The sequence below is a fragment of the Tsukamurella sp. DT100 genome (genome assembly GCF_049844855.1).
Classification (GTDB): domain Bacteria; phylum Actinomycetota; class Actinomycetes; order Mycobacteriales; family Mycobacteriaceae; genus Tsukamurella.
On sequence record NZ_JBNCLV010000002.1, the window covers coordinates 437,346 to 462,043 of the forward strand.

The window sequence follows — 24,698 nt, forward strand, 5'->3', positions numbered from 1 at the left end:
GTGGCTCACGGGTTCTCCGTATCGGGGGAGGGGGACGGCGCGGGGATCGCCCAGGCCGCGAGGATGCGGGTGGCGCTCGCCGAGACCTCGGCGGCGGACAGTTCGGGGTTCAGGCGCCACCACTGCATGACGCCGGAAATCATGGATTCCCAGACGATGACGGCGGCGGCCTGGTCGCGCGGATCGGTGAGTCCTGCGGCGCGCACCACGCCGGCGACGGCGGAGGAGGACTGCTCCCGCAGGCGGTGTCGCTGCCCGCGCGCCACGACCCGGCCGTCGCCGTCGGGCACCGATCGGTCGTAGAGCAGGGCCCAGTACCCGATGCGGCCCTCGAGCGACGTGACGATGCCGGTGAGCACCCGGACGGCGGCGCGGTTGAACAACGAACCGGGCAGGGGATCGGGGTCCGGCTGGGCGAAGGCGTCGCGCACCGCGTCGAAGACGAGGGGCCCGGCCTTCTGCACGCACGCGATGTACAGCTTCTCCTTTGAGCCGAAGTAGGCCAGTACCAGGGCCTTCGACACCCCGGCGCGTTCGGCGACGGCTGTCACCTGGGCTCCGGCGTAGCCGTGGGCGCCGAACTCGGCCGCGGCGGCTTCGAGGATCTCCGCGGCCCGCACCTCGCGCGGCACGCCGCGGGTGCCGGACCGCGAACGCGTTGCCTCCCGCGTCACCGTGGAACCCCGTTCACGCCGTCCATCTTCGGGATCGCTGACCGGGCGGTCAAGCTCGCGCCGTCGCGGCGGACGTCGTCGGGGGCGTCCCACGGGGCCGGGTGGAGGGTGTATTCGGCGGGGTCGAATCGGTCGGTCCGGTGGCGGTACTCGCGAACCGTGCCGGGCCAGTTCGACACGACGCGGCCCGATTCGGTGACGTACCAGCTGTCGCACCGGGACCAGACGCCGTCGGCGAGCCGCGCCTGCAGGGCGTCGTCGTAGGCCGCTTCGACCTCGGGCAGGACCTCGGCGGCGGCACCGTCGGGAATCGCGGCGAGGGCCTGCCGGATGTAGCGCGCCTGGCACTCGAGCATCGCGACGATCGACCCCGATCCGAGGTTGGTGTTGGGGCCGTACATGAGGAACATGTTGGGGAAGCCGGGGACCGCGATGCCCAGGTGTGCGCGCGGCCCGTCGGCCCAGGCGGCGCTGAGTTCGGCGCCGTCCCTTCCCCGGATCGAGACGTGGTCGAGGAAGGTGCCCGCGGCGAAGCCGGTGCCGTAGACGATGACGTCGGTCTCCCGTTGCACCTCGTCGGCCGTGGTGATCGACGTGGCCCCCACCCGCGCGATGCGATCGGTGACGAGCTCCACGTTCGGCCGGCGCAGCGCCGGGATGTAGCGGTTGGAGAACAGGACCCGCTTGCAGCCGAGCGGGTGCTCGGGCCGGATGGTGCGGTACAGCTCGGCGTCACCGGCCTGCGCCCGCATGAAGGCCAGGCACGCGAGTTCGAGGGCGCGGGCCACCGGCGGCGCGTAATGCAGTGCGGCCGTGAATCCCTCGGTCACCCCCTGCCACAGGAGGCGTTGGGCGCGGAGGGTGACGGGCGCGCGGCGGGCGAGGATCGCGTGCGCCCGGGTGAGCCGGGAGTCGGGGCGCGGCAGGATGTGCGGGGCGGATCGCTGGTAGACGGTGACCGACCGCGCGACCTGCGCGATCTCGGGCACGATCTGGATGCTGCTCGCGCCTGTGCCGATCACCGCGATCTTCTTGCCGGCGAGGTCGATCGACTCGTCCCACTGCGCGGAATGGAAGGCGGCGCCGGTGAATCCGTTGTGCCCGGGCAGGTCCGCGAGAATCGGGGTGGAGAGCTGCCCGACGGCCGGCACCAGGAAATCGGCGTCGAGCTCGGCGACGACGTCCTGGTCCTCGCCGTCGTCGAGGCGCACCGTCCAGCGGTGGGCGTCGTCGTCGAAGCGCGCCTCGCGGACCGTCACGCCGAACCGGATGCGCTCGTACAGGCCGTATTTGTCGGCGTTGTCGCGGAGGTATCCGAGGATCTCCGCCTGCGGGGCGTACCGCCGGCTCCAGCGCGGGTTGGGGGAGTACGAGAGCGAGTAGTAGGCCGAGGGGACGTCGCACGCGGCGCCCGGGTAGGCGTTCTCGCGCCAGACGCCTCCCACGTCGGGGCCGCGCTCCAGGACCGTCACGTCGTGCCCGCCGCGGAGCAGTTCGATCGCGGCGGCCATGCCCGAGAAGCCAGCTCCGATCACGATGACAGAGGCCATGTCCCGTCCCTTCCTTGATATGACTACCGAGTCATATAAACACGGATTGACTCGGCGGTCAATTGCCGCGGTTGCGAGGCTAACGATGTTTGCCTAACGTCGAGCTAACAACGTTAGCCAAGGAGGAATCATGAAGTGGGTCCTGTCGATCGCAGCGGTGATCGCACTGGTGGCGGGCGCGGCGGTGGTGCTCCACCGGGAGCGGACGGTCGAGCGGTCCATCGAGATCGCCGCGCCGCCGGCCGAGGTGTGGCGCGTCCTCGTCGACTTCGCGGCCTACCCGCAGTGGAACCCGTTCGTGATCCGCGCCGCCGCGCCCGACGGCCTGGAAGTGGGGCGCGACCTCGACGTGCGGATCAGCAACGGCGGCTCCGAGACGGGCTTCCGGCCCGCGGTGCTGGCCGTGGAGCCGGACCGCGAGCTGCGGTGGCGGGGCCGCGTGCTGCTCCCCGGCGTCCTCGACGGTGAGCACTCGTTCCGCTTGGAGGCCACGGCGCAGGGGATGCGGTTCACGCAGGGGGAGCGGTTCCGGGGAGTCCTCGTGCCGGTGGCCGGCTCGTCGATCGACGTGGCGGGCGGCTTCGACGCGATGAACGCCGCGCTGCGCGACCGCGTCCTGGCTACGATCGCCCGGTGATTCCCGACGAGCTGGCGCCCCTGCGCACGGCGTCCCCGCGTGCGCGCCAGATCGTGGAGACCGCCCGCGCGCTCCTCGAGCGCGACGGGTGGGAACGCGTCACGATGCGCGACCTCGCCGACGAGGTCGGCATCCGCGCACCGTCGCTGTACAAGCACTTCGCGAGCAAGGACGCGGTGAAGTCCGCGCTGGTCGGGGTGGCGCTCGCCGAGTCCGGCGCGGCGCTGCGGCCCGTCACCGACGTGGCGACGCTGCTGCGGGACTACCGAGCAGTGGCCCGGAACAACCCGAACCTGTACCGCCTCGCCACCGTCGGGCCGCTCGACCGGGAGGCACTGCCGGACGGTCTCGAGGAATGGTCGGGCAGCCCGTTCTACGAGGTCACCGGCGATCCGCACGCCGCGCAGGCGCTCTGGGCGGCCGCGCACGGCCTCGCGATCCTGGAGATCGACGGGCGGTTCCCCACCGGCTCCGCGCCCGACGAGACCTGGGACGAGCTGGCCCGCCGCTTCGCGTGAAACATCGACGTCACCGAGGCGGTTTCGCGTGCGAAGACGGGCCCTGGGCGCGAAAAGGCGTCGAAGTTTCACCGCGGCCGCGCGTAGGGTGGGGCCCATGAACCGAGGAGGAGTGTCCGGCGCCCTGCGCCACGGCAGATGATCCCGCCCCGCAGCCGATCCACCGGACCGGCTGCGAAGCCCTGCCCACACACTCCCACTCCCCGGCATTCGCGCCCGGGAGCAACAGAACGGTTCACTCATGGATCCCGTATCCCAGCAGCAGGTCGTCGACGCCTTCCGCGGCGCCACCAAGAGCGAGGTCAAGCGGGTCGCGTTCCCGTCGGACTTCGACGAATTCGATTTCGCCGCGCTCGAATTCGTCGGCTGGCGCGACAAGAAGATCCCGCGTCGCGCCTATGTCAGCGTGCCCACCGACGGCGGGCTGGTCACCCTCCTGCTCACCCAGGCCGACGCCAAGCCCTCGGCGAAGGCCATGTGCACCTGGTGCCGCGACGTCAACATCTCGAGCCAGGCGGTCCTGTACTCGGTGCGACGGGGCGGATCGGCCGGCCGCAAGGGCGACACCCTCGGCGTCCTCGTGTGCGAGGACTTCCGTTGTGCCGCCAACGCGCGCAAGCTGCCGCCCGCCTTCCACAAGGGCACCGACGTCGAGCAGATCCGCGAGCAGAACCTCGCCGACCTGCGGCGCCGGGTGACCGGCTTCGTCGCCGAAGTGCTCAGTACCGAGGACTGATCACCGGTACTTCGGCTTGCTGTAGTTCGGGTTGTTCCCGGTGGGGATCGCGATGTTGATCGGCCGGAAGCCGCCCAGGTAGACCAGCTCGAACGTGTTCGCGATCTGGTCCATCTGGTGATACAGCTCGGGCGGGAGGGCGGCCTGCGTGAGTCCGCCCTCCCGGATCGCGACGTAGGTGGGCCACGCCACCGTGAGCAGGCCCTGGTACAGCGGCTGCGGGGGCAGCTGCATCCAGTCGGTCAGCTTGTCGCCGAGGGAGTAGCGGGTGAAGGCCTCGATGGCGGGGCGCGAGACGATCCGCGCGTCGAGGTCACGCCCCAGGTCCACGAGCATGTTCGCGATCTTGACCCCCTCGGGGGTCGGACCCATGATCGTGTCGAGGTCCTTCTGCGCTTGTCGCTCGGCCTGGTCCCAGCTCGACGGGATGTACTCGTCGCGAATGCCCAGCATGTGCCCGTTGACCTGCCACGAGTGCAGCAGCCCGTCGACCTCGTCCTGCGGCAGGCGGACGCCCCAGTTCCGCATGATGCGCATGCCCATGGTGGCGAGCGTGTGCCAGGTGACCATCATGTCGGCCTGGGAGATGGGCTTGGGCTGGTCGGCGACCTTCTTCCAGTGCGGCGACTGCGGGAGGAGGTGCCGGACGGCGCCGTGCGTGAGGCGGACCTTCACCGCGGTGGTGGCGGCGCGGCCGCTGGGGCCGTACGCGCCGACGGCGATCTGGTCGTACACCAGGCGGTAGGTCTTGGCGATGCGGTCCTTCATGTCGGCGCCGCCCGCGGACCAGTACACGGCCCGCGACTCGCGGGGGATGACGGACATCATTATGCCGCCGCAGAGCCCGATGATCGTGGAGAGGTAGAAACTGCGGGTGGTGTAGAACTTGTCGGCGCCCTTCATCAGGCGCGGGTGGAGCCACTCGGGGAGCTTCCGGGCCTCCTCGATGAAGTCCCGCACGTCCGACGGTAGGCCGGCCGGCAGCGGCTGGGAGTTCGTCTCCCACTGGGCGAGGGCGCGGTTGGTCCGCTCGACGTCGCCGCGTTCGAGCACCGACTTCATGAGCGCGTCGCACTCCGGGTCCCACGTCGTGGCGGAGTCGGGGGTGGCCGCGGTGCGCACGCCGGGATCGGCCGAGGCGAGCCCCGTGCCCAGCGTCCCTGCGAGTGCGGCCACTCCGGCGCCCGCCGCGCCCACGCCGGCGGCGCGGAGCGCGTCCCGCCTGGTGATGCCGTCCTGTACCGCGGTCCTGTCCACGCCACTCCCTCTCGCCTGTGATCTCGGCGAAGGGTAGCGAGTGAAGTATTGCTATTGCAACATGAAGCTGTCAGTCCTTGGCCTGGGGCAGCTTCGCGCCCTTGGGCGAGACCCGCCCGGCCGACGGTGGCGGCACCATCGGGCCCACGTCGCCGTCCGGTGCCGCGTCGAGGTCGAGCATGACGGGCGCGTGGTCCGACGGGCCCTTGCCCTTGCGCGCCTGCCGGTCGATCCAGGCCGCGGCGGTGCGGTCGGCGACCTCGCCGCTGGCAAGGATGAGGTCGATGCGCATGCCGAGGTTCTTGTTGAACATGCCGGCGCGGTAGTCCCAGTACGAGAACACCTGCTCGTCCGGCCAGTGATCGCGCACCACGTCGCGCAGGCCGGCGTCCGCGAGTGCCGCCAGGGCGGCGCGTTCGGGCGCCGTCACGTGGGTGTGGCCGGCGAAGGCGGCCGGATCGAAGACGTCGGCATCGGTGGGCGCGATGTTCATGTCGCCGCAGACCAGCTGGGGGACGGTATCGGCCTTCACCTGCGCGACGAGGGCGGCGAGCCACTCGAGCTTGTACGCGTAGTGGTCGGAATCGATCTCGCGGCCGTTCGGTGTGTACAGCGAGTGCACCCGGATCCCGTCGCAGACGCCCGAGATCGCACGCCCCTCGACGATCCCGTCGAACGCGGGCCCACCGGGGATTCCGACGATCACGTCCTCCAGGCCCACCTTGGACAGCAGTGCCGAGCCGTTCCACTGCGGCTGCCCCGCGGTGGCGAACTCGTAGCCGCGTTCCTCGAGATCGGGGCCGATGAGGGTGGCGAAGGCGTCGTCGGTCATCTTGAGTTCCTGCAGGCAGACGACGTCCGGCCGACGCGAGTCCAGCCACTCCAGCAGCCTGCCGTGCCGCTGCTTGACCGAGTTCACATTCCACGTGGCGACGCGCATGCCCCCACCGTATCGGGGTGCCCTGACAGGCCCGGCGGGGCGGTCGGGAGACTGGAGGCATGGATTCCGCCGAACGATACGGTCGCGCCGCTGTCGCGGCCTCCGCGGTCGTGATCCGCGACTACTCCACCTCGTTCTCGTTGGCCGCCCGCCTGATGCCGCATCGCGTCCGCGACCACATCACGTCGATCTACGGGCTGGTGCGGGTCGCGGACGAGATCGTCGACGGTGCCTGCCCCACAGATCCACGGGCTCATCTCGACGCGCTCGAGGAGGCCGTGGAGCGCGCGATCGCAGAGGGCTTCAGCGCGAACCTCGTGGTGCACGCCTTCGCGGGTACCGCCCGCGCGACGGGCTTCGGGACGGAGTTGACCAGGCCCTTCTTCGCCTCCATGCGCGCCGACCTCACCCCCGCCCCGCACACGGCGGAGTCCCTCGCCGAGTACATCCACGGCTCCGCCGAGGTCGTCGGGCTCATGTGCCTGCGCGCCTACCTGGTGGGGGTCGCACCGTCGAACTACGACAGGCTGGCCCCCGACGCCGCGCGCCTCGGCGCGGCGTTCCAGAAGGTCAACTTCCTCCGCGACCTCACCGACGACGAGCTCCGCCTCGGCCGCGCCTACCTGCCCGAGCTCACGCAGCGCGCCTACGACGAGGCCCTCGACGACGCCGTCGCCGACCTCGCCGCCGGGCGTGCCGGCATCGCGCGGCTCCCGCGGGACGTGCAGCGCGGCGTCCGCGTCGCCGCGGACCTCTACGGCGAGCTCCTGGTCCGTCTCCGGGCCGCCGGGCTCGACGGTGCGCGATCCGGCCGCGTCCGCGTCCCCGGGCCACGGAAGGCGGCGGTGATCGCCCGCTCGCTTTCCTCCTCGCGTTGATGCGGTAGTCGTTCTGAATGGCTATGCGCCTGCCGCATACCCGTGAAACGCCTGCTCACGACGTGTCTCCGGCCGCGTTGCTATGCAGTATCCGCATCACCTCCCCGCCGATGGTGTTGTTCGCCGTAGAGCCGACTGCTATACCTAGATACAAATTGGATCTAGGTAGGAGTCGAGATGGCGGTGAACGATTGGCCTGAGCACGACCGGGCGTGGGCGGGGCGGTACATCCTCGGGCTGGCCAGGTTGGGAGTGCCTGTGTCGTCCACCGCTGCGCGGCAGGCCGAACTCATCGCCGCGGTCAGCGCCGCCGATGTTCCCGCGGCGGAGCTGTTCGGCGACCCCGCCGAGGCGGCGGCGGCTGACGCCCCGGACCTCGAGGATGCCGATGCCGCGGCCGAGGAAGCGGATGGTGCCGGGGCGCGCGAAGCACTGGCGTACGGCGGCGCGGGGCTGCTCGTCATCGGTGTCATCGCGGCGGTCAGGCTTCAGATCGGCGGCGGCGGACCCGTGGATGTCACCGTGGGAATCCTTGCAGTGGGCCTCGCCATCGTCGCCGGACTGATCCTGGGGGGAGCTGCGATGATGCAGTTCGTCGCGGGGCGAATCGGGGTGGCGGCATACCTCGGGGCGGCCGCCATCGTCGCGGTGCTGGTCGGCGCGTCCCAGGTCTCGTGGTCTGGACGCGGCGTCGTGGTGGTAGCCGACCTACCGCGGTGGGGAGCGTCACTCGCACTCCTCCTTCCCGGTGTTCTGGCGATTTTCGTCGCCCGCCTCGTTCCGCCGCGTTCCCCGCAGACGACGTGGAGTGACGATGAGTGGTTCGCACGGTTCCGTGGCGTGCTCATGGCGAAGGGAACGCCACGCGCCGCCGCGAGTGAGCACGAACGCGCCCTGCGCGAAGGGCTGACCACCACGGCTTTCGACGAGTACGGCCGCCCCGACGCTCTCGCACTCAGGCTCGTGGCAGACGATCCGGCGACGCCGGGCCGCAGGTATTGGTGGGGCGCGGCAGGGTGGTTCGCCTTCGCGCTGCTGCAGGCGAGCTTCATTCCGAGTGACACCGGCGTGTGGCTCGTGCTGCGCATCGGCTTCGTCATCGGACTGGTGGCTTTGGCGGCGCGCAGCGCCTTTCGCGCTCGACGTGCGCGGCCGAACGCACCATCACCGGGGGCTGCAGCGTGAGTACCGCGGCGTGGCAGAGAGCGACGTTGCCGCTCTTGATCCTCGGGGTGCTGGAGTCGGCGCCGCGGCACGGGTACGGGGTCTCCGCCGCGCTGGTCGAGGTGGGGCTGCAGCCGATCAAGGGTGCGCAGCTCTACCCCGCCCTGGTGAAGCTGGAGAACGACGGCTGGATCGTCGCCGAGTGGGAGCAGAGCGAATCCGGCCCGGCGCGGAAGGTGTACGAGCTCACCGACGCCGGCCGCGCGGAACTCGCCCGCCTGCGTGAGGAGTGGTGCGAGTTCACTGCGGCGGCCGCCGCGCTCGGGGCCGCGCCCGCGCGCTGAGTCGTCGCGATCAGGCTTCCCGCTGACGTTTCCGCTTCTTCATAGCGTTGCAACGGTATGAGCAAGCGGAAGCGGGCTGAGGACCGCGGTCCGGTGTGAGTGCCGTGCCCGCTCCGCGGGCGCACGCACCAATACTGCTGAGGCACTACGAGAACGGAGGGTATGCGTTGGACGCATACCCTCCGTGAACGACTACCACCCCGCGGTGGCGCCGATGATCTACTGCGACGCGGCCTGTGGCAGCTCCGCCACCGGATTCCGCTGCAGGAACGACGTGATCAGCGCGGCGAACTCGCGCGTGCACTCGAGCTGCGGCATGTGGCCGACCCCGGGAATCAGGTGCGCCTCGGCGTGCGGAATGAGCCTCCGCGCGGCCTCGAGATGCACGGGCGGCAGCACCTTGTCGCGCGCACCCCACAGCACCATCGTGGGCCGCGGGGTCCGAGCGATCGTCCGGTGCAGCTCGTCGCGCCAGTCCTGGCGCACGCCGCCCAGCACGGAGCCGAGCTCGTCCGCGGTCTTCCACGCGGTGAGGCCGGCGTCGGTCTCCCGGGCGATGGCCATCGCGTGGTCGATACGCGCGCGGGTGGCGTAGGACTTGTCGGCGAAGATCAACCGCTCCTGGATGATCGCACCGGGGCGGCTCGGCGTGGTCGCGATCAGCTTGCCCAGCACGGGAACCCCGAGCAGGCGCAGCAGCGGCGTCACCTCCTTGCCGAAGCCGGCGGGATCCACGAGCGTCATCGACGCGACCAGCTCCGGGTGCCGGGCGAGCAGCATCATCGTCACCGCGCCGCCCAGCGAATTGCCCGCGACGTGCACCGGTCCCGAGACGTTCAGCGCAGCCAGGGTCTCCGCGACCCCGTCGGCGAGCGCGGCGAGGCCGGCACCGTCGGGATGCGGAGCGGACCAGCCGTACCCGGCGAGGTCGGGCGCGATGAGCCGGTACTCCCCCTCGAGCGCCTCGAAGGTCGGGTCCCAGTCCTCCAGGCTGCGCGTGATGCCGTGCAGCAGAACCAGAGTGGGCAGCGACGCGTCGCCCGACTCGCGGACCCGCACCCAGCGACCGCGGACGGGGATGCTGCGGATCACCGGTTCGCCTCGACCCACTCGAAGGTCGCATCGGCCAGTGGGCCGGGGTTCTGCGCGACCACCCAGTGCCCGCCGGGCACCGAGACGTGCCGCGACTTCGGCGACTTCTCCAGGCCGGCCAGCTGCAGCGGCGGCGTGACGAACAGGTCGCCCTCGGGCGTGACCACCTGCACGGGCACCGACGTCGTGGCGTCCGCCGGCTTGAGGAACGGGGCGGGCATGTTGGCGCGGTAGAGGTTCAGGCCGTTGGTGAAGTCGCGGTCGCTGCGCGTGTAGCCCTCGGCGACCTTGCCGCCGGTGCCGCGCTTCTCCAGCGTCTCGATCAGCTTCTGGCCCCAGCCGCGCTTGTACAGCGAATCCGCCAGTCCCGGAACGAGGAAGAACGGGATGTACGTCGAGCCCGCCGCCTGGCGCAGCCGCGCCGGCAGCTCCTTCGCGCTGCGCACGCCCTGCAGGTACTCGCCCGCGTGGTTCAAGTTCGGCCCGGACACCGAGGTGTAGGAGGCGGTCTTGTCCGCGACCGCGGGATCGACGACGGCGTGCCAGCCCTGGATCGAGCCCCAGTCGTGGCCGAGGAGGTGCACCTTCGAGCGGTCGCCGCTGACCTCGCGCACCGCGTCGATCACCCGCGAGATGTCGGAGATGAGGCGGTCGAACCGGTACCCGGCCTTGCCGGCCGGCGCCTCCGAGTCGCCCGCGCCGCGCACGTCGAACGTGTAGACGTTCGCGCGACCGTCGAGGGCCTCCGCGACGCCGTCCCACACGTGGTGGTTGTCGGGATAGCCGTGGATCGCGAGCACCGTCGGGCGCGCCGCGTCGTGGGTGCCGTAGCGGAAGCCCGCCAGGGTGAGGCCGTCGGACGTGGTCACGTCGAAGCGGTGCTGATCGGTCATGGTGTGCGCCTTACAGATCGATGGTCAGGTGGTCGCCGGCAGCGCGCGAGACGCAGGTCAGCATCTGTCCCTGCTCCCGCTCGAAGGGCGTCAGGGTCTTGTCCCGGTGGTCGACGGTGCCCTCGGTCACCGTCATCCGGCAGGTGCCGCAGAAGCCCTGCTTACAGGAGTACGGGGCGTCGGGCTTGGCCTTGAGGATCGCGGCCAGCAGGGTCTCGTCCGCGGCCACGTCCAGGGTCTGTCCGGACTGGGCGAGGGTGGCGGTGAAGGGCTTTCCGTCCACCACCGGCGGCGCCGAGAAGCGCTCGTAATGCAGCTCGACGTCCGTGCGGCCGATCAGGCCCACGCGCAGGGACTCGAGCATCGGGATCGGGCCGCAGGCGTACAGCGCCGTCGGGCCCGGGGTCTCGCCGATGAGGGTCTCGGCGGTGGGGATGCCGTGCTCGTCGTCGGTCCGGATCTCCACCTTGTCGCCGAACCGCTCCACCTCGGCGATGAACGGGATGGTGTCGGTGGAGCGACCGGAGTAGAGCATCGACCAGCTCAGTCCTAGGCGCTCGGCGGCGATCATCATCGGCAGGATCGGCGTGATGCCGATGCCGCCGGCGACGAACCGCAGGTGCTCCGCGGAGGAGCCGTGGCCCGGCACCGCCATCGGCATGCCGTTGCGGGGCCCCTTGACGGTCACCGTCGCACCGACGTGCAGGGTCTCGTGCACCTCGACGGAACCACCGCCACCGTTCGGTATGCGGCGCACCGCGATCCGGTAGGTATCGGGGTCCGCGGGGTCGCCGCACAGCGAGTACTCGCGCATGCGGCCCGAGGGCAGCAGCAGGTCGAGGTGCGCGCCGGGCGTCCAGCGGGGGAGCGGGGAATCGTCGGCCGAGACGAAGGTCAGGGCGACGACGTCCTTGTCGTGCGCGACGATCTCGCGCGAGACCACCCGCAGGTCGCGGCTGGTGCTGGGCTCGGCCAGGTGCCGCGGCTTCATCAGGTGCGCGAACGCCGGGATGGTCACGCCGAAGAAGGCGTTGGCGAAGCGCAGCAGCGGATCCCGCTTCCAGCGGCCGTACAGGTGCGGAGGGATCTCCGTGACGGGCTCGCCCCAGGGGCGGAAGACCGACGGTGCCTTGCGCTCGCCCGTCATCCGTTCGCCGCCCGGGCGGCCGGCGACTTCGCGAGGTACGCGACGGCCTGCGCGGTCGACCCGATCGACGCGGGATCGAAGCTCGGCTTGAAGTAGATGAGCGTGAACTTCACGACGTCCCGCAGCTTCGGCAGGATGTTCTTGCGGGAGCCCTTGAGGTACTCCCACCACAGCCGCGGGTAGGAGTAGCTGAAGTTCGGATCCTTGCGCAGCATGTAGCCCGACGTGCGGTGCAGCGCGAGGATGAGGAAGACGATGCCGACGATCATCGCGCGGCAACGGTGGAAGTAGCTCGGGTCGAAGTAGTTCGCCACGTCGTGCGCGACGGACCGGTGCTCGACCTCCTCGGCGCCGTGCCAGCGACAGATGTCGGCCATCGTCGGGTCCACGTCGAAGTCGTCCCAGGCGTTGTTCAGCGCGAACACGCCCAGGATCGCGGTGTAGTGCTCCACCGCCGCGATCAGCCAGAGCCGCTGCACCATGTCGTTGTACTGGGCGCGGTCCGAGTGGTAGGTCCGCGGCGCGAGGATCTTGCGGAAGATGTACTCGAACTGCCGGGCCACGGGCTGGGTGTCGATGCCGCAGCGCTGCAGGTACTCGGAGAGGGCGCGGTCGTGCGACTCGGCGTGCATGGCCTCCTGGCCGATGAAGCCGCGCATCGTGCGGGCGAGGTTCTCGTCCTTCACGAAGGGCAGCGCCTCGGTGTAGACCTCGCAGAACCAGCGCTCGCCCTCGGGAAGGACGGAGTGCAGGATGCTGCTGATGATGTCGCTGGCCACGGGCTCGCCGGGGATCCACTCGAGCGGCACGTTCTCCCAGTCGAACTCCACGTTCCGGGCGTGGATCTCGACCTCCGCGGGCTCGTGCTGCTGGGCCGATGTGCGCGAACTCATCGTCCGACTCCTTCCACGTGGGTGTCTTGACATTCAACACCCTGATGTCCAGTGAGCGCTACCGGCTGTGAGAGCACTCGGCACGGAACCTATCACTTTCGGGTGGCCGGGCCGAAGCTCTTGCAGGCCGGATGTGACGGCGGTAACGTACAACTCGATGGTTGTAAATGAACTGGCACCGGACGAGGCGGACCGCCTTTTCCACGCCCTCGCGGATCGCACCCGGCGCGACATCGTCGTCCGGGTGATCGAGCGGGAGTGCTCCGTCTCGGAGCTCGCCCGCGGCTACGAGATGAGCTTCGCGGCGGTGCAGAAACACGTGGCGGTGCTGGAGAAGGCCGGCCTGGTCGTCAAGACCCGGCGGGGGCGCGAGGCCCTGGTCGGCCCGGACGTCGACACCATCGCGCGCGGCGCCCGCCTGCTGCGCGGATACGAGGACCTGTGGCGGGGAAGAGTCGCGCGCATGGACGCGCTGCTCGACCCCCCGACCGATTGAGGAGTTCCGTCATGCCCGTGCTCACCACCGGCGCCGATCGCGAGGCGCTCACCTTCACCCTCGAGGCGGAGTTCGCCGCCTCCCCGGAGCGCGTCTGGCAGCTCTGGGAGGACCCCCGGCTGCTGGAGAAGTGGTGGGGCCCGCCCGGATGGCCCGCCACCTTCGTCCGGCACGAGCTGAGGCCCGGCGGCGAGTCCCGCTACTACATGACCGGCCCGGACGGCACCAAGGCCGGCGGCTGGTTCTCGACGGTGTCCACCGACGCCCCGTCGACCTTCACCTTCCGCGACGGCTTCGCCGGCGAGGACGGCGAGCCCGTCGACCCCGAGGACCACTCCACGACCACCGTCGTCATCACGCCCGCCGGCGACGTGACGCGCATGACCCTCACCGCGACGCACCGTTCGCTCGAGCAGCTCGAGCAGGTCCTCGAGATGGGCATGGAGGAGGGCATGACCCAGGCGATGAACCAGATCGACGCCCTGCTCTGAGCGTGTGCCGGAAATCCCGTTGACGGCGCCCCGTCGTCCCGGGATAGGCTGCCGCGCATGAACTCCTGACACGTGTCGACGCCCTGCGCGGCGTCGACGGATGCCCCCATCCGTGCCTCCCGTGTCAGGAGTCTCTCCTTTTGCGTACCTCCACGCCCATGTCCACGTCCGTCTCCGCCGACCGGTGGGCCGCGCTCGGCGCTCTCGCCCTCGGCTACGCCATGATCCTCGTGGACGCGACGGCGCTATCCGTCGTCACCGTCCGCCTCATGGACGGCCTGCACGCCGACGTCCGCTCGGTGCTGTGGGTCTCGTCCGCGTACCTGCTCGCCTTCGCCGTCCCGATGCTGCTGTGCGGCCGCCTCGGTGACCGGTTCGGGCACCGCCGCATGTACCTACTCGGCCTCGCCGTCTTCCTCCTCGCGTCGCTCGCCTGCGGCTTCGCGCCGACTCTCGGCGTGCTGGTGGCGATGCGCGTCGTGCAGGGGATCGGCGCGGCACTGATGACGCCGCAGGTCATGGCGATCATCACCCTCGTCTTTCCGATCGAGACCCGCGGTGCGGCCCTCGGCGTCTGGGGCTCCGTCACCGGCGTCGCGACGCTGGCGGGCCCGCTCCTCGGTGGCCTCCTCGCCGACGTCGCGAGCTGGCGCTGGGTGTTCTGGCTCAACGTCCCCGTGGGCGTCGCGGGGATCGTCCTTACCCTGCGGTTCGTCCCGCGGTCGACGGTGGACGCCCGCCGGCTCGATATTCCTGGGGCCGTCCTGTCCGCAGCCGCCGTGTTCGGGCTGATCCTCGGTCTGCAGGAGCTCGGGCGACCCGGCGCGACGCCGTGGATCGCGCTCGCAGGGGGCGCCGCAGCGACTCTCGCCTTCCTCTCCCGCCAGCGCCGACGGAGCGAGGACGCGCTCGTCCCGCTGCGGCTCTTCCGCATTCGCAGCTTCGCCGCGTCGTCGGGCGTCAACCTGCTCGCCGGCGCGTGGGTGACCGCCTACGTCTTCCCGGCGACGCTCTACGCGCAGGCCCGGCACGGCGTCTCGCCGGGCGGCGCCGCGCTGCTGCTGGCGCCGACGGCCCTGGTCTCGGCCCTGCTCGCGCCGCGGGTCGGGCGGTCGCTGCGCCGGCGCGACCCGCGCGGAGTCCTGTCGGCCGGTCTCGCGGTGTGCGCCCTCGGCCTGGCGCTGTTCGTGGCCGTCCTCGCCGCGGCGCTGCCGGCCGGGTGGCTGACGGTGCCGGCCGCGGTGGTCGGCGTGGGCAGCGCGATGATGTGGGGCCCGATGTCGCTGCTCGCGACCTCCGAGCTGCCGCGCGACCTGGTGGGCGCGGGCGCCGGCGTCTTCAACACGACGCGGCAGTTGGGCTCGGCGTTCGGTGCGGCCGCGGCCGCCGCGGTGCTCGCCCGCGGCGCGCTGCCCGGAGCAATGGTGTTCGCGGCGGTCGTCTGCCTGGCCGCCCTCGCCGCCTCCGCCGCGCTGCGCTCGTGAAACCGGCCGAATACCGCGGCACGAGGCCGAATCTTCCCTCGTGACCGAGGAATCAGCCGGTTTCACGAGGAACTGATCGCCTCCGCCGCCAGTCGGCCGGAGATGAGCGCGGGCGGCACCCCGACGCCGGGGTGCGTCATCGACCCGGCGAGCACGGCGTTCGCGAGGCCGGGCACCCGCTGCGGGCGGCGCAGCGGCCCCGTCTGGGTGAGGGTGTGGGCCGCGGCGAACGGGGTGCCCGCCGACATGCCCTGTCGCGCCCAGTCGGCGGGGGTGTCCACGTGGATCACCTCCGCGTCGGAGATCCCGCGGTAGCCGCGGCCCTCCAGGGTTCGCAGCACGTCGCGCGCGTAGTCGGTGCCCATCGCGTCCCAGTCCAGCGGCGCCGATTCCAGGTTCGGGCAGGGGGCCAGCACGCTCACCGGCCCGGGCTCGCCCGTCGTGACCGACGGCCGGGTGATGAGGAACGACGGGTCGCTCATCAGCCGCCCGCGGCCCCGCGTCGCGGTGATCTCCGCGAACGTCCGCTCCCACGCGGCGCCGAAGTCCAGCGTGTGGTGGGCCTGCGTGGGCCAGTGGTCCTGCAGGTCCGGGTCCACGTCGAGGTGCGCGACCACCGCCGACGGCGACAACCGCACCCTCCGCGGCGCCCGCCCGCCGAGCGGCGCGATGAGCCGGTCGGTGACGGGGGAGTCGGCGGTGAGCACCACCCCGTCGAACGGCAACTGGTGCACGCGGGTGATCGTCCGGGCCCGCAGCCCCGTCACACGGCCCCGTCGGCCATCGAGGCCGATCACCTCGTGGTCGAAGAGGAGCCGCCCTCCGGCCCGTTGGATCTGCCGGGCCATGACGGACGCCACCCAGCCCATACCCGCCCGCGGGTACCAGACGCCCAGGCCGACGTCCATGTGCGAGATCACGGCGTACACCGCCCGCGCCGCCGACGGCGCGACCCCCGCGTACAGCGCCTGGAAGGTGAGCATGCGGCGGGCGCGCGGGTCGTCGACGCGGCGGTCCACCTGGTGCTGCATCGAGCGCAGCGCGCCGCGTCGCACCAGCCCGCCGAGCCGGGCCAGGTCGCGCGGGTTCGCGTACGAGCCCCATGCGGCGTCGCCGGCGATGAACCGCTCGTACGCGGCGTCGAACATGCCCTGCTGCCAGCGCATGTGCTCGGGGACGGCGAGGTCCTCGGGCACGTGCAGCACGCTCGGCGGCAGGCCGTCCAGCGCGGGGAAGCGGCCCGCGTACGCGGGCGTGACGGGAAGGAGGTCCAGCTCGTCCTCGGCGGCGAACCGGTCCAGGCCGCCCGCCGCGAGGGCGTCGAAGACCAGCTCCGGCATGGTCAGCACGCTCGCGCCCGGATCGACGACGTGGCCGCCGATCCGCACCGTGCCCGCGCGCCCGCCCACGTGTCGCGACCGCTCGATCACGGTGACCTCGTGGCCCGCCCCGAGCAGGTGCAGCGCCGCCGACAGTCCGGACAGTCCCGCCCCGATGATTCCGATGTGCACGGGACGAGTCTAGAAAGGTCTCGCAGCAACATATTGCAATGTATGCATATGTGGCATACGCTCAGGACATGAGCGCAGAACACGACCACGAATCCGGCCACTCGGCGCGGTGGGAGATCGGCTTCGCCATCGCCTCGGGCGTCACCTACACCGCGGGCATGATCGCCGAGTACGCCCTGAAGCTGCCCGACGTCGGCACCGCCCTCTTCCTCGCCACCTACTTCTTCGGCGGCTTCTTCACCATCCGCTCCGCGATCAAGTCCACGCTGAACGGCAAGTTCGAGGTCGACTTCCTCATGCTGGTCGCGGCGATCGGCGCCGCCTCCATCGGCCGGTTCGCCGAGGGCGCGGTGCTGCTGTTCCTGTTCAGCCTCGGCCACGCGCTGGAGGAATTCGCGCTGGCCCGCGCGTCGAAGTCGATCGAGGCCCTGGCCGGCCTCGCGCCCCGCACCGCGCTGGTGCACGTCGGCGGACCGTCGACCACGGCGGGCGAGTTCGTCGACCGGCAGGTGGAGGACGTCGCCGTCGGCGACCTCGTGCTGATCCGCCCCAATGCCCGCGTCAGCTCCGACGGCGTGGTCGTCGACGGCCGGTCCGCGATCGACCAGAGCGCGGTCACGGGCGAGTCGATGCCCGTCGAGAAGGAGCCGCTCGATCCCGCCCGCACCGGCCGCGTCGCCGACGAGAACAAGGTCTTCGCGGGCACCGTCAACGGCTCCGGCGCGCTCGTCGTGCAGGTCACGGCGCTGGCGAAGGACTCCACGCTGAGCAAGGTGGTCGAGCTCGTCGCGTCCACCGACCAGGCCAAGTCGCCCACGCAGCGCTTCCTCGACAAGTTCCAGCGCATCTACGTGCCGGCGGTGATCGCCTTCGTCATCGGCGTCTTCGCCGTCGGGTACTTCGCGCTGGGCAACCCCTTCGACGACGCCTTCTACCTCGCGATGGCCGTCCTCGTCGCCGCGAGCCCCTGCGCGCTGGCGCTGGCCACCCCGTCGGCCGTGCTCGCCGGCGTCGCCCGCGCGGCCCGCGCCGGCGTGCTCGTCAAGGGCGGCGCCCCGCTCGAGACGCTGGGCCGGGTCACGTCGATCGCGTTCGACAAGACCGGCACGCTCACCTGGGGCGAGCCGCGGGTCACCGACACCGTCGCCGCGCCCGGCGTCGAGCTCGACGAGCTGCTCGCGACCACCCTCGCCGTCGAGAAGCTCTCGGACCACCCGCTCGCGGCCGCGGTCGCCGAGGCCGTCGCCGCCCGCACGTCGACGGTGCTCACCGCCTCCGACCTGCAGTCCGTCACTGGACGCGGCGTCCGCGCCCTCGTCGACGGGGAGCGGGTCGAGATCGGCAACGAGCGCCTCTTCACCGACGCCGCCATCGAGATCGACGGTGCCGTCGCCGCCGACGTCGAGCGGCTCCAGGCCGGCGGCCGCACCCTGATGATCGTGCGCCGCGGCGGCCGCTTCCTCGGCGTGATCGGCGTGATGGACACGCCCCGTCGGGAGGCCGGGCAGGTGCTCGACCGGCTGCGCGAGTCCGGCATGACCGACATCGTGATGATCTCCGGCGACCACCAGCAGGTGGCCGAGGCCGTGGGGCGCGAGGTGGGCGTCGACCGCGCGCTCGGCGGGCTGCTGCCCGAGGACAAGGTGACCCACGTCCGGGGCCTGTCCGGCGCCGGGCCGGACGCCCGACGGTGCGCAATGGTCGGCGACGGCGTCAACGACGCCCCCGCGATGGCGCAGGCCGACGTGGGCATCGCGATGGGCGCCGCCGGCTCCGCGGTCGCGCTCGAGACCGCCGACGTCGCGCTGATGAGCGACGACCTGGGCCGCCTGCCCTTCGCGGTGCGGCTGAGCCGGCAGACCAGCCGCATCATCCGGCAGAACCTCATCGCCGCGCTCGGCATCGTCGTGTTCCTGGTGATCGTCACCTTCCTCGGTATGCCGATGGGGCCGGTGGTCTTCATCCACGAGGGCTCGACGCTCATCGTCGTGGCCAACGCGCTGCGGCTGCTGCGCTTCGAGGTGGGAAGGGAGCACGAGGGCGTCGAGCACGAGGCGCGCCCCGAACGCGAGCCCGTGGCCGCGTGATCGGGGAAGCGCAGCGGAGCACGAGGTGCGCCCGGAGCGGGAGCCTGCGGCGGCCTGAAATCCGCTGAGGGCGAACGTCGATGCCCGGCCGGAACAACCCGGCCGGGCGTCGGCGTTGAGCGGGGCAGACTGAACTTTGGAGGTCCCATGTCTGAGCAGATCTCGCTGCCCGTTCTCTTCGTCCCCGACCTCGTCGTGCTCCCCGGCATGGTCGTGCCGATCCCCCTCGACGACGCCGCCGCGCAGGCGGCCGTCGACGCCGGCCGCGCGAGCGAGCGCGGCAAGCTCCTCATCGCCCCGCGGCTGGACGACCGCTACCCGACCCACGGCGTCGTCGCGTCGATCGTGCAGGTCGGCCGCGTTCCCGGGCAGTCCGAGTACGTCGCGGTGCTCCGCGGCGAGCAGCGCGCCCACATCGGCTCCGGCACCACCGGCCCCGGCGCGGCCCTGTGGGTCGAGGTCGAGCTCGTCGACGACGCGCCCGTCACCGAGCGCACCCGCGAGCTGGCCGCCGAGTACAAGAAGGTCGTGCTCGCGATGCTGCAGCGCCGCGAGGCGTGGCAGGTCATCGACGCCGTCAATCGGCTCACCGACCCCGCCGCGCTGGCGGACACGTCGGGCTACTCGTCCTGGCTGACGAACGAGCAGAAGCGCGAGCTGCTCGAGACCGGCGACGTCGACGCGCGCCTGCAGCGGCTCATCGACTGGACCGGCGAGCACCTCGCCGAGACCGAGGTGAGTGACAAGATCGCCTCCGACGTCCGCGACGGGATGGAGAAGCAGCAGAAGGAGTTCCTGCTCCGGCAGCAGCTCAACGCCATCCGCAAGGAGCTCGGGGAGGACGAGCCCGACGGTGCCGACGACTACCGGTCCCGCGTCGAGGCCGCCGACCTCCCGGAGAAGGTCCGCGAGGCGGCGCTGCGCGACGTCGGCAAGCTGGAGCGCGGCACCGACCAGAGCCCCGAGGCGGGCTGGATCCGCACCTGGCTCGACACCGTCCTCGACCTGCCGTGGAACGTCACGACCGAGGACTCGGACGACCTGGCCGGCGCGCGGGCGATCCTCGACGCCGACCACCACGGCCTCGACGACGTGAAGGATCGCATCGTCGAGTACCTCGCCGTTCGGTCGCGCCGGTCGCAGCGCGGCATGTCGCTGGTCGGCGGCCGCGGCTCAGGCGCCGTCATGGTGCTCGCCGGCCCTCCCGGTGTCGGCAAGACCTCCCTCGGCGAGTCCGTCGCCCGGGCGCTGGGTCGGAAGTTCGTGCGCGTGGCACTCGGCGGCGTGCGCGACGAGGCCGAGATCCGCGGGCACCGTCGCACCTACGTCGGCGCGCTGCCCGGCCGGATCGTGCGCGCGATCGGCGAGGCCGGAGCGATGAACCCGGTGGTGCTGCTCGACGAGATCGACAAGGTGGGCTCCGACTACCGCGGCGACCCCGCGGCTGCCCTGCTCGAGGTCCTCGACCCCGCGCAGAACCACACCTTCCGCGACCACTACCTGGACCTCGATCTGGACCTGTCCGACGTCGTCTTCCTGGCGACGGCCAACGTGGTGGAGAACATCCCGTCGGCGCTGCTCGACCGCATGGAGCTCGTCACCCTCGACGGCTACACCGAGGACGACAAGGTCGCGATCGCCCGGGACTACCTGGTGCCACGGCAGCTCGAGCGGGCCGCGCTCACCGCCGACGAGGTGACCGTCACCGACGAGGCGTTGCGCGAGATCGCCGCGAACTACACCCGCGAGCCGGGCGTGCGGCAGTTCGAGCGGCTGCTGGCGAAGGCGCTGCGCAAGGTCGCGGTGGAGCAGTCCTCCTCCTCGGAGGGCGGGCGCACCGTCGTCGATGTCGGGGACCTGCAGGGCTACCTCGGCCGGCCCCGGTTCACCCCGGAGACCGCGGAGCGCACCGAGGTGCCGGGCGTCGCGACGGGCCTCGCCGTGACCGGCATGGGCGGCGACGTCCTGTTCATCGAGGCGCTGCACACGCCCGGCGAGTCCGGCCCGGAGCTGAAGCTGACGGGCCAGCTCGGCGACGTGATGAAGGAGTCGGCGCAGATCGCCCTGTCGTACGTGCAGGCGCACGCCGCCGACTTCGGCATCGATCCGGCCGCGCTGAACGGCACGGTGCACATCCACTTCCCGGCCGGCGCCGTCCCCAAGGACGGGCCGTCGGCGGGCGTCACGATGGTCACCGCGCTGGTCTCGATGCTGACGGGGCGGCGCGTGCGCAGCGACGTCGGCATGACCGGCGAGGTCACGCTGAACGGCCGGGTGCTGCCGATCGGCGGGGTCAAGCAGAAGCTGCTGGCCGCGCAGCGCAACGGCCTGAAGACGGTGTTCGTCCCGCAGCGCAACGAGCCCGACCTGGACGACGTCCCGGCCGAGGTCCTCGACGCGCTGGACGTGAAGCCCATGGTCGACGTCGCCGAGATCGTCGCGCTGGCCCTCGAGCCGGTGTCCGAGGGCGCGCAGGTCGCCGCCTAACAGGTTCGACGGTGCGGGCGGGTCGCTTCGGCGGCCCGCCCGCTCGGCGTTCCAGGGGGAGGTCGGCGTCCGGTGGGGAGGGCTGGCGTCCGGTGGGGGATTCGGCGCCGCGCGGGGGACGGCCGGTCCCCCACCAGGGGAGCGGCTTGTCGTGGGGGAGCGAACGGATCCGCGGGGATTCGGCGCCGCGCGGGGGACGAACTCCGTCCGGTGTGCCCGTGCTGCGCGAAACGCGGTTCAGTTCGACGCGGCCGCGAGCACGGTGACGAGGACTATCGCGACGACTGGGCCGGTCATGAGGAGCACCGTGGTGCAGGCGATACGGCACGGGCCGAGTCCCCAGAAGCTGCCGATCGCGGCGAGTACGGGAGTCGCGAGAGCGAGGATCACCGCTGCACCGAGTAGGGAGTCGAAGTGGTCCAGGTTGTTGCTCAGCGCGCCGGCGACGACCAGGATGAAGCACCCGTACGCCCCGCCGCAGGCGAAGAGTGCTGCTCGGGCGACGCGGGTGCGAAGTGCGTCGCGGTGTTCGGTGTAGACCGTGTTCGTCATGCGTCCAGTCCACTCGGTTCGACGTGGCGGCGGATCCGTGGAACTACCCAGTCGACCCCTGGGATTCCCCCGCGGTTCGCGTGACGGCCGGTAATGCGGCGTGACGGCCTGCGAAGCTGCGCAGGGGGAAGTGCACGCCGCGCGGGGGACGAATCGTCCCCCATCAGACGACCGGCTTCCCGTGGGGGAGGTGCCGCCGCGTGGGGGACGTGGCCGCCGCGCGGGGGACGGAGCGGATGTCACCGGCACCTTCGGACTGCGCGACCTGGGAGAACGCACCTTGAGCGACCCGCGCTCAACTTTTTCGCGAAATCGGGAACATTCCCGTCCGGTCGTCCGTTGGACAGAACGTACTACTTGAGCGTGATCCGCTCAATGGGGTAGAACTGAAGTGTTCGCCCCTTGAGTCGGGGGCGCTGAAGTCTGGATCTGTAGCAGAACTATTCAGGAGGCAAATCAATATGGGACGTGCAGTAGGCATCGACCTCGGCACCACCAACTCGTGCGTCGCTGTCCTCGAGGGCGGCGACCCGGTCGTGATCGCGAACGCCGAGGGCTCGCGGACCACCCCCTCGGTGGTGGCCTTCGCGCGCAACGGTGAGGTCCTGGTGGGTCAGCCCGCCAAGAACCAGGCCGTCACGAACGTCGACCGCACCATTCGCTCGGTCAAGCGCCACATCGGCACCGACTGGACGCAGAAGATCGACGACAAGGACTACACCAGCCAGGAGATCAGCGCCCGCACGCTGATGAAGCTCAAGCGCGACGCCGAGGCCTACCTGGGCGAGGACGTCACCGACGCCGTCGTCACGGTGCCCGCGTACTTCAACGACGCGCAGCGCCAGGCCACCAAGGAGGCCGGCCAGATCGCGGGCCTGAACGTGCTCCGCATCGTCAACGAGCCCACCGCCGCCGCGCTCGCGTACGGCCTGGACAAGGGCGAGAAGGAGCAGACCATCCTGGTCTTCGACCTCGGTGGCGGCACCTTCGACGTCTCGCTGCTGGAGATCGGCGACGGCGTCGTCGAGGTCCGCGCGACCTCGGGTGACAACAACCTCGGTGGCGACGACTGGGATCAGCGCGTCGTCGACTGGCTCGTCGAGAAGTTCAAGGCGCAGCACGGCATCGACCTGACCAAGGACAAGATGGCCATGCAGCGTCTGCGTGAGGCCGCTGAGAAGGCGAAGATCGAGCTGAGCTCGGGCCAGAGCACGTCGATCAACCTGCCGTACATCACGGTGGACGCGGACAAGAACCCGCTGTTCCTCGATGAGAACCTGTCGCGCAGCGAGTTCCAGAAGATCACCAACGATCTGCTGGAGCGCACCCGCAAGCCCTTCCAGGCGGTCATCAAGGACGCCGGCATCGCCGTGGGCGACATCGACCACGTCGTGCTCGTCGGTGGTTCCACCCGTATGCCCGCCGTGACCGAGCTGGTCAAGGAGCTCACCGGCGGCCAGGAGCCCAACAAGGGCGTCAACCCGGACGAGGTCGTCGCCGTCGGCGCCGCCCTGCAGGCCGGCGTACTGCGCGGCGAGGTCAAGGACGTGCTGCTGCTCGACGTCACCCCGCTGTCCCTCGGCATCGAGACCAAGGGCGGCGTGATGACCAAGCTCATCGAGCGCAACACCACCATCCCCACCAAGCGGTCCGAGACCTTCACCACGGCCGACGACAACCAGCCGTCGGTGCAGATCCAGGTCTTCCAGGGCGAGCGTGAGATCGCCGCGCACAACAAGCTGCTCGGCAGCTTCGAGCTGACCGGCATCGCGCCGGCGCCGCGCGGCGTGCCCCAGATCGAGGTCACCTTCGACATCGATGCCAACGGCATCGTGCACGTGACCGCGAAGGACAAGGGCACCGGCAAGGAGAACACCATCAAGATCTCCGACGGCAGTGGTCTGTCGCAGGAGGAGATCGACCGGATGATCAAGGATGCCGAGGCGCACGCCCAGGAGGACAAGGCTCGTCGCGAGGAGGCGGAGACCCGCAACCAGGCCGAGTCGCTGGTCAACCAGACCGAGAAGTTCCTCAAGGAGAACGAGGACAAGGTCCCGGCCGAGAACAAGGAGAAGGTCGAGGCCGCCATCAAGGAGGCGAACGAGGCGCTCCAGGGCACCGACATCGCCGCCGTGAAGGCCGCCGTCGAGAAGCTCTCGACCGAGTCGCAGGAGCTGGGCCAGGCGCTGTACGCGCAGGCCGGTGCCGCTGAGGCGCAGGCCGACGGTGCCGACGCCGGCGCCCAGCAGGACGACGGCGTCGTGGACGCCGAGGTCGTCGACGAGGACCCGAAGGACGCCAAGTAATGACGAGTCCCGAGAATCCGGTGGAACCGGATGAGGTGACCGCGGAGTCCGAGGTCGCGGCGGAGGAATCCGCCGCGGCCGCGGCCGACGCCGAGATCGTGGAGGAGGCCGCGCCCGACAAGGAGGCGGAACTCACCGCCGATCTGCAGCGCGTGACCGCCGAGTACGCCAACTACCGCAAGCGCACCGCGCGCGACGTGGTGGACGCCCGCGCCGCGGGCAAGGCCTTCGTGGTCGGCGAGCTGCTCGTGGTCCTCGACGACCTGGAGCGCGCGCGCAACCACGGCGATCTCGAGGCCGGGCCGCTGAAGTCCGTGTCCGACAAGCTCGACGGCGTGCTCAAGACCCTCGGTCTCGAGTCCTTCGGCGCGGAGGGCGACGAGTTCGACCCCGCGATCCACGAGGCCGTGCAGCACGAGGGCGACGGTGCCGATCCCGTTCTGGGAGCGGTACTGCGCCAGGGATATCAGATCGATGGCAAGGTGATCCGTAACGCGATGGTCGCAGTGGTCGACCGTCCGGCGGAGGCCCCGAGCCAGGACGAGCAATAAAGGAGGTGAT

At 71.0% G+C, this 24,698-nt stretch carries 23 protein-coding genes; 13 read left to right on the plus strand and 10 right to left on the minus strand.

The window, feature by feature from the left end; all coding sequences use genetic code 11:
- Window positions 1-5 precede the first annotated feature (5 nt).
- The gene (locus ACLQ3K_RS05680) at window positions 6-674 is read right to left on the minus strand and encodes a TetR/AcrR family transcriptional regulator (RefSeq protein ID WP_425997704.1); all 669 of its coding nucleotides are present in this window, start codon (window positions 672-674) and stop codon (window positions 6-8) included.
- Window positions 671-2,224 (minus strand): flavin-containing monooxygenase, encoded by a 1,554-nt coding sequence (locus tag ACLQ3K_RS05685; protein ID WP_425997706.1) that lies wholly within the window; start codon window positions 2,222-2,224, stop codon window positions 671-673. The genes ACLQ3K_RS05680 and ACLQ3K_RS05685 overlap by 4 nt, the downstream gene beginning before the upstream one ends.
- Window positions 2,225-2,354: 130 nt before the next feature.
- On the opposite strand from ACLQ3K_RS05685, the gene ACLQ3K_RS05690 reads away from it, so the two are divergent.
- The 3 genes from ACLQ3K_RS05690 to ACLQ3K_RS05700 all read left to right on the plus strand — a co-directional run bounded on the left by ACLQ3K_RS05690 (window position 2,355) and on the right by ACLQ3K_RS05700 (window position 4,115).
- Window positions 2,355-2,861, plus strand: coding sequence for an SRPBCC family protein (locus tag ACLQ3K_RS05690; RefSeq protein WP_425997708.1), 507 nt, complete (start codon window positions 2,355-2,357; stop codon window positions 2,859-2,861).
- Window positions 2,858-3,379 (plus strand): TetR/AcrR family transcriptional regulator, encoded by a 522-nt coding sequence (locus ACLQ3K_RS05695; RefSeq protein ID WP_224649830.1) that lies wholly within the window; start codon window positions 2,858-2,860, stop codon window positions 3,377-3,379. The genes ACLQ3K_RS05690 and ACLQ3K_RS05695 overlap by 4 nt, the downstream gene beginning before the upstream one ends.
- A 241-nt stretch (window positions 3,380-3,620) precedes the next feature.
- A complete protein-coding gene (locus ACLQ3K_RS05700; protein ID WP_425997711.1) occupies window positions 3,621-4,115 on the plus strand; it encodes an FBP domain-containing protein in 495 nt (164 codons plus the stop codon).
- On the opposite strand, the gene ACLQ3K_RS05705 is transcribed toward ACLQ3K_RS05700, so the two are convergent.
- On the minus strand, window positions 4,116-5,372 hold the full coding sequence (locus tag ACLQ3K_RS05705; RefSeq protein WP_425997713.1) for an oxygenase MpaB family protein: 1,257 nt from the start codon (window positions 5,370-5,372) through the stop codon (window positions 4,116-4,118).
- Between the two features lie 70 nt (window positions 5,373-5,442).
- Window positions 5,443-6,312 (minus strand): exodeoxyribonuclease III, encoded by an 870-nt coding sequence (locus ACLQ3K_RS05710; protein ID WP_425997715.1) that lies wholly within the window; start codon window positions 6,310-6,312, stop codon window positions 5,443-5,445.
- A 59-nt stretch (window positions 6,313-6,371) separates the two neighbouring features.
- On the opposite strand from ACLQ3K_RS05710, the gene ACLQ3K_RS05715 reads away from it, so the two are divergent.
- From ACLQ3K_RS05715 to ACLQ3K_RS05725, 3 genes are all read left to right on the plus strand, one after another.
- A complete protein-coding gene (locus ACLQ3K_RS05715; protein ID WP_425997717.1) occupies window positions 6,372-7,190 on the plus strand; it encodes a phytoene/squalene synthase family protein in 819 nt (272 codons plus the stop codon).
- Between the two features lie 177 nt (window positions 7,191-7,367).
- The gene (locus ACLQ3K_RS05720) at window positions 7,368-8,375 is read left to right on the plus strand and encodes a hypothetical protein (RefSeq protein ID WP_336669733.1); all 1,008 of its coding nucleotides are present in this window, start codon (window positions 7,368-7,370) and stop codon (window positions 8,373-8,375) included.
- Between the two features lie 26 nt (window positions 8,376-8,401).
- Window positions 8,402-8,698 (plus strand): PadR family transcriptional regulator, encoded by a 297-nt coding sequence (locus ACLQ3K_RS05725; RefSeq protein WP_425997719.1) that lies wholly within the window; start codon window positions 8,402-8,404, stop codon window positions 8,696-8,698.
- Between the two features lie 219 nt (window positions 8,699-8,917).
- Here the strand turns inward: ACLQ3K_RS05725 and ACLQ3K_RS05730 are convergent, their stop codons facing one another.
- From ACLQ3K_RS05730 to ACLQ3K_RS05745, 4 genes are read right to left on the minus strand one after another with little or no spacing between them, the layout of a single operon-like run.
- The gene (locus ACLQ3K_RS05730) at window positions 8,918-9,790 is read right to left on the minus strand and encodes an alpha/beta fold hydrolase (RefSeq protein ID WP_425997721.1); all 873 of its coding nucleotides are present in this window, start codon (window positions 9,788-9,790) and stop codon (window positions 8,918-8,920) included.
- The gene (locus ACLQ3K_RS05735; RefSeq protein WP_425997723.1) at window positions 9,787-10,683 is read right to left on the minus strand and encodes an alpha/beta fold hydrolase; all 897 of its coding nucleotides are present in this window, start codon (window positions 10,681-10,683) and stop codon (window positions 9,787-9,789) included. Before ACLQ3K_RS05735 ends, ACLQ3K_RS05730 begins: the two co-directional genes overlap by 4 nt.
- A 10-nt stretch (window positions 10,684-10,693) precedes the next feature.
- Window positions 10,694-11,830: a PDR/VanB family oxidoreductase gene (locus tag ACLQ3K_RS05740; RefSeq protein WP_425997725.1), complete on the minus strand. Its 1,137-nt coding sequence runs from the start codon at window positions 11,828-11,830 to the stop codon at window positions 10,694-10,696.
- On the minus strand, window positions 11,827-12,723 hold the full coding sequence (locus ACLQ3K_RS05745; protein WP_224649846.1) for a metal-dependent hydrolase: 897 nt from the start codon (window positions 12,721-12,723) through the stop codon (window positions 11,827-11,829). Before ACLQ3K_RS05745 ends, ACLQ3K_RS05740 begins: the two co-directional genes overlap by 4 nt.
- Before the next feature lie 157 nt (window positions 12,724-12,880).
- Between ACLQ3K_RS05745 and ACLQ3K_RS05750 the strand changes: the two genes are divergently transcribed.
- The 3 genes from ACLQ3K_RS05750 to ACLQ3K_RS05760 all read left to right on the plus strand — a co-directional run bounded on the left by ACLQ3K_RS05750 (window position 12,881) and on the right by ACLQ3K_RS05760 (window position 15,194).
- On the plus strand, window positions 12,881-13,219 hold the full coding sequence (locus tag ACLQ3K_RS05750; RefSeq protein WP_425997727.1) for an ArsR/SmtB family transcription factor: 339 nt from the start codon (window positions 12,881-12,883) through the stop codon (window positions 13,217-13,219).
- 11 nt (window positions 13,220-13,230) lie between these two features.
- On the plus strand, window positions 13,231-13,710 hold the full coding sequence (locus ACLQ3K_RS05755; RefSeq protein WP_425997729.1) for an SRPBCC family protein: 480 nt from the start codon (window positions 13,231-13,233) through the stop codon (window positions 13,708-13,710).
- A 158-nt stretch (window positions 13,711-13,868) separates the two neighbouring features.
- Window positions 13,869-15,194, plus strand: a complete 1,326-nt coding sequence (locus ACLQ3K_RS05760; protein ID WP_425997731.1) for an MFS transporter — start codon at window positions 13,869-13,871, stop codon at window positions 15,192-15,194.
- 62 nt (window positions 15,195-15,256) lie between these two features.
- On the opposite strand, the gene crtI is transcribed toward ACLQ3K_RS05760, so the two are convergent.
- On the minus strand, window positions 15,257-16,705 hold the full coding sequence (crtI, locus tag ACLQ3K_RS05765) for a phytoene desaturase family protein (RefSeq protein ID WP_425997733.1): 1,449 nt from the start codon (window positions 16,703-16,705) through the stop codon (window positions 15,257-15,259).
- Window positions 16,706-16,773: 68 nt separating this feature from the next.
- Between crtI and ACLQ3K_RS05770 the strand changes: the two genes are divergently transcribed.
- Window positions 16,774-18,792: a heavy metal translocating P-type ATPase gene (locus ACLQ3K_RS05770; protein WP_425997735.1), complete on the plus strand. Its 2,019-nt coding sequence runs from the start codon at window positions 16,774-16,776 to the stop codon at window positions 18,790-18,792.
- 147 nt (window positions 18,793-18,939) lie between these two features.
- Entirely contained in the window at window positions 18,940-21,279 is a 2,340-nt protein-coding gene (lon, locus tag ACLQ3K_RS05775) for an endopeptidase La (protein WP_425997737.1), read from the plus strand.
- A 237-nt stretch (window positions 21,280-21,516) separates the two neighbouring features.
- Here the strand turns inward: lon and ACLQ3K_RS05780 are convergent, their stop codons facing one another.
- Entirely contained in the window at window positions 21,517-21,831 is a 315-nt protein-coding gene (locus ACLQ3K_RS05780; protein WP_425997739.1) for a hypothetical protein, read from the minus strand.
- 461 nt (window positions 21,832-22,292) lie between these two features.
- On the opposite strand from ACLQ3K_RS05780, the gene dnaK reads away from it, so the two are divergent.
- Both dnaK and grpE read left to right on the plus strand, forming a co-directional pair.
- The gene (gene dnaK / locus ACLQ3K_RS05785) at window positions 22,293-24,137 is read left to right on the plus strand and encodes a molecular chaperone DnaK (RefSeq protein ID WP_425997741.1); all 1,845 of its coding nucleotides are present in this window, start codon (window positions 22,293-22,295) and stop codon (window positions 24,135-24,137) included.
- Window positions 24,137-24,688: a nucleotide exchange factor GrpE gene (gene grpE, locus ACLQ3K_RS05790; RefSeq protein WP_224649864.1), complete on the plus strand. Its 552-nt coding sequence runs from the start codon at window positions 24,137-24,139 to the stop codon at window positions 24,686-24,688. Before dnaK ends, grpE begins: the two co-directional genes overlap by 1 nt.
- Window positions 24,689-24,698 lie beyond the last annotated feature (10 nt).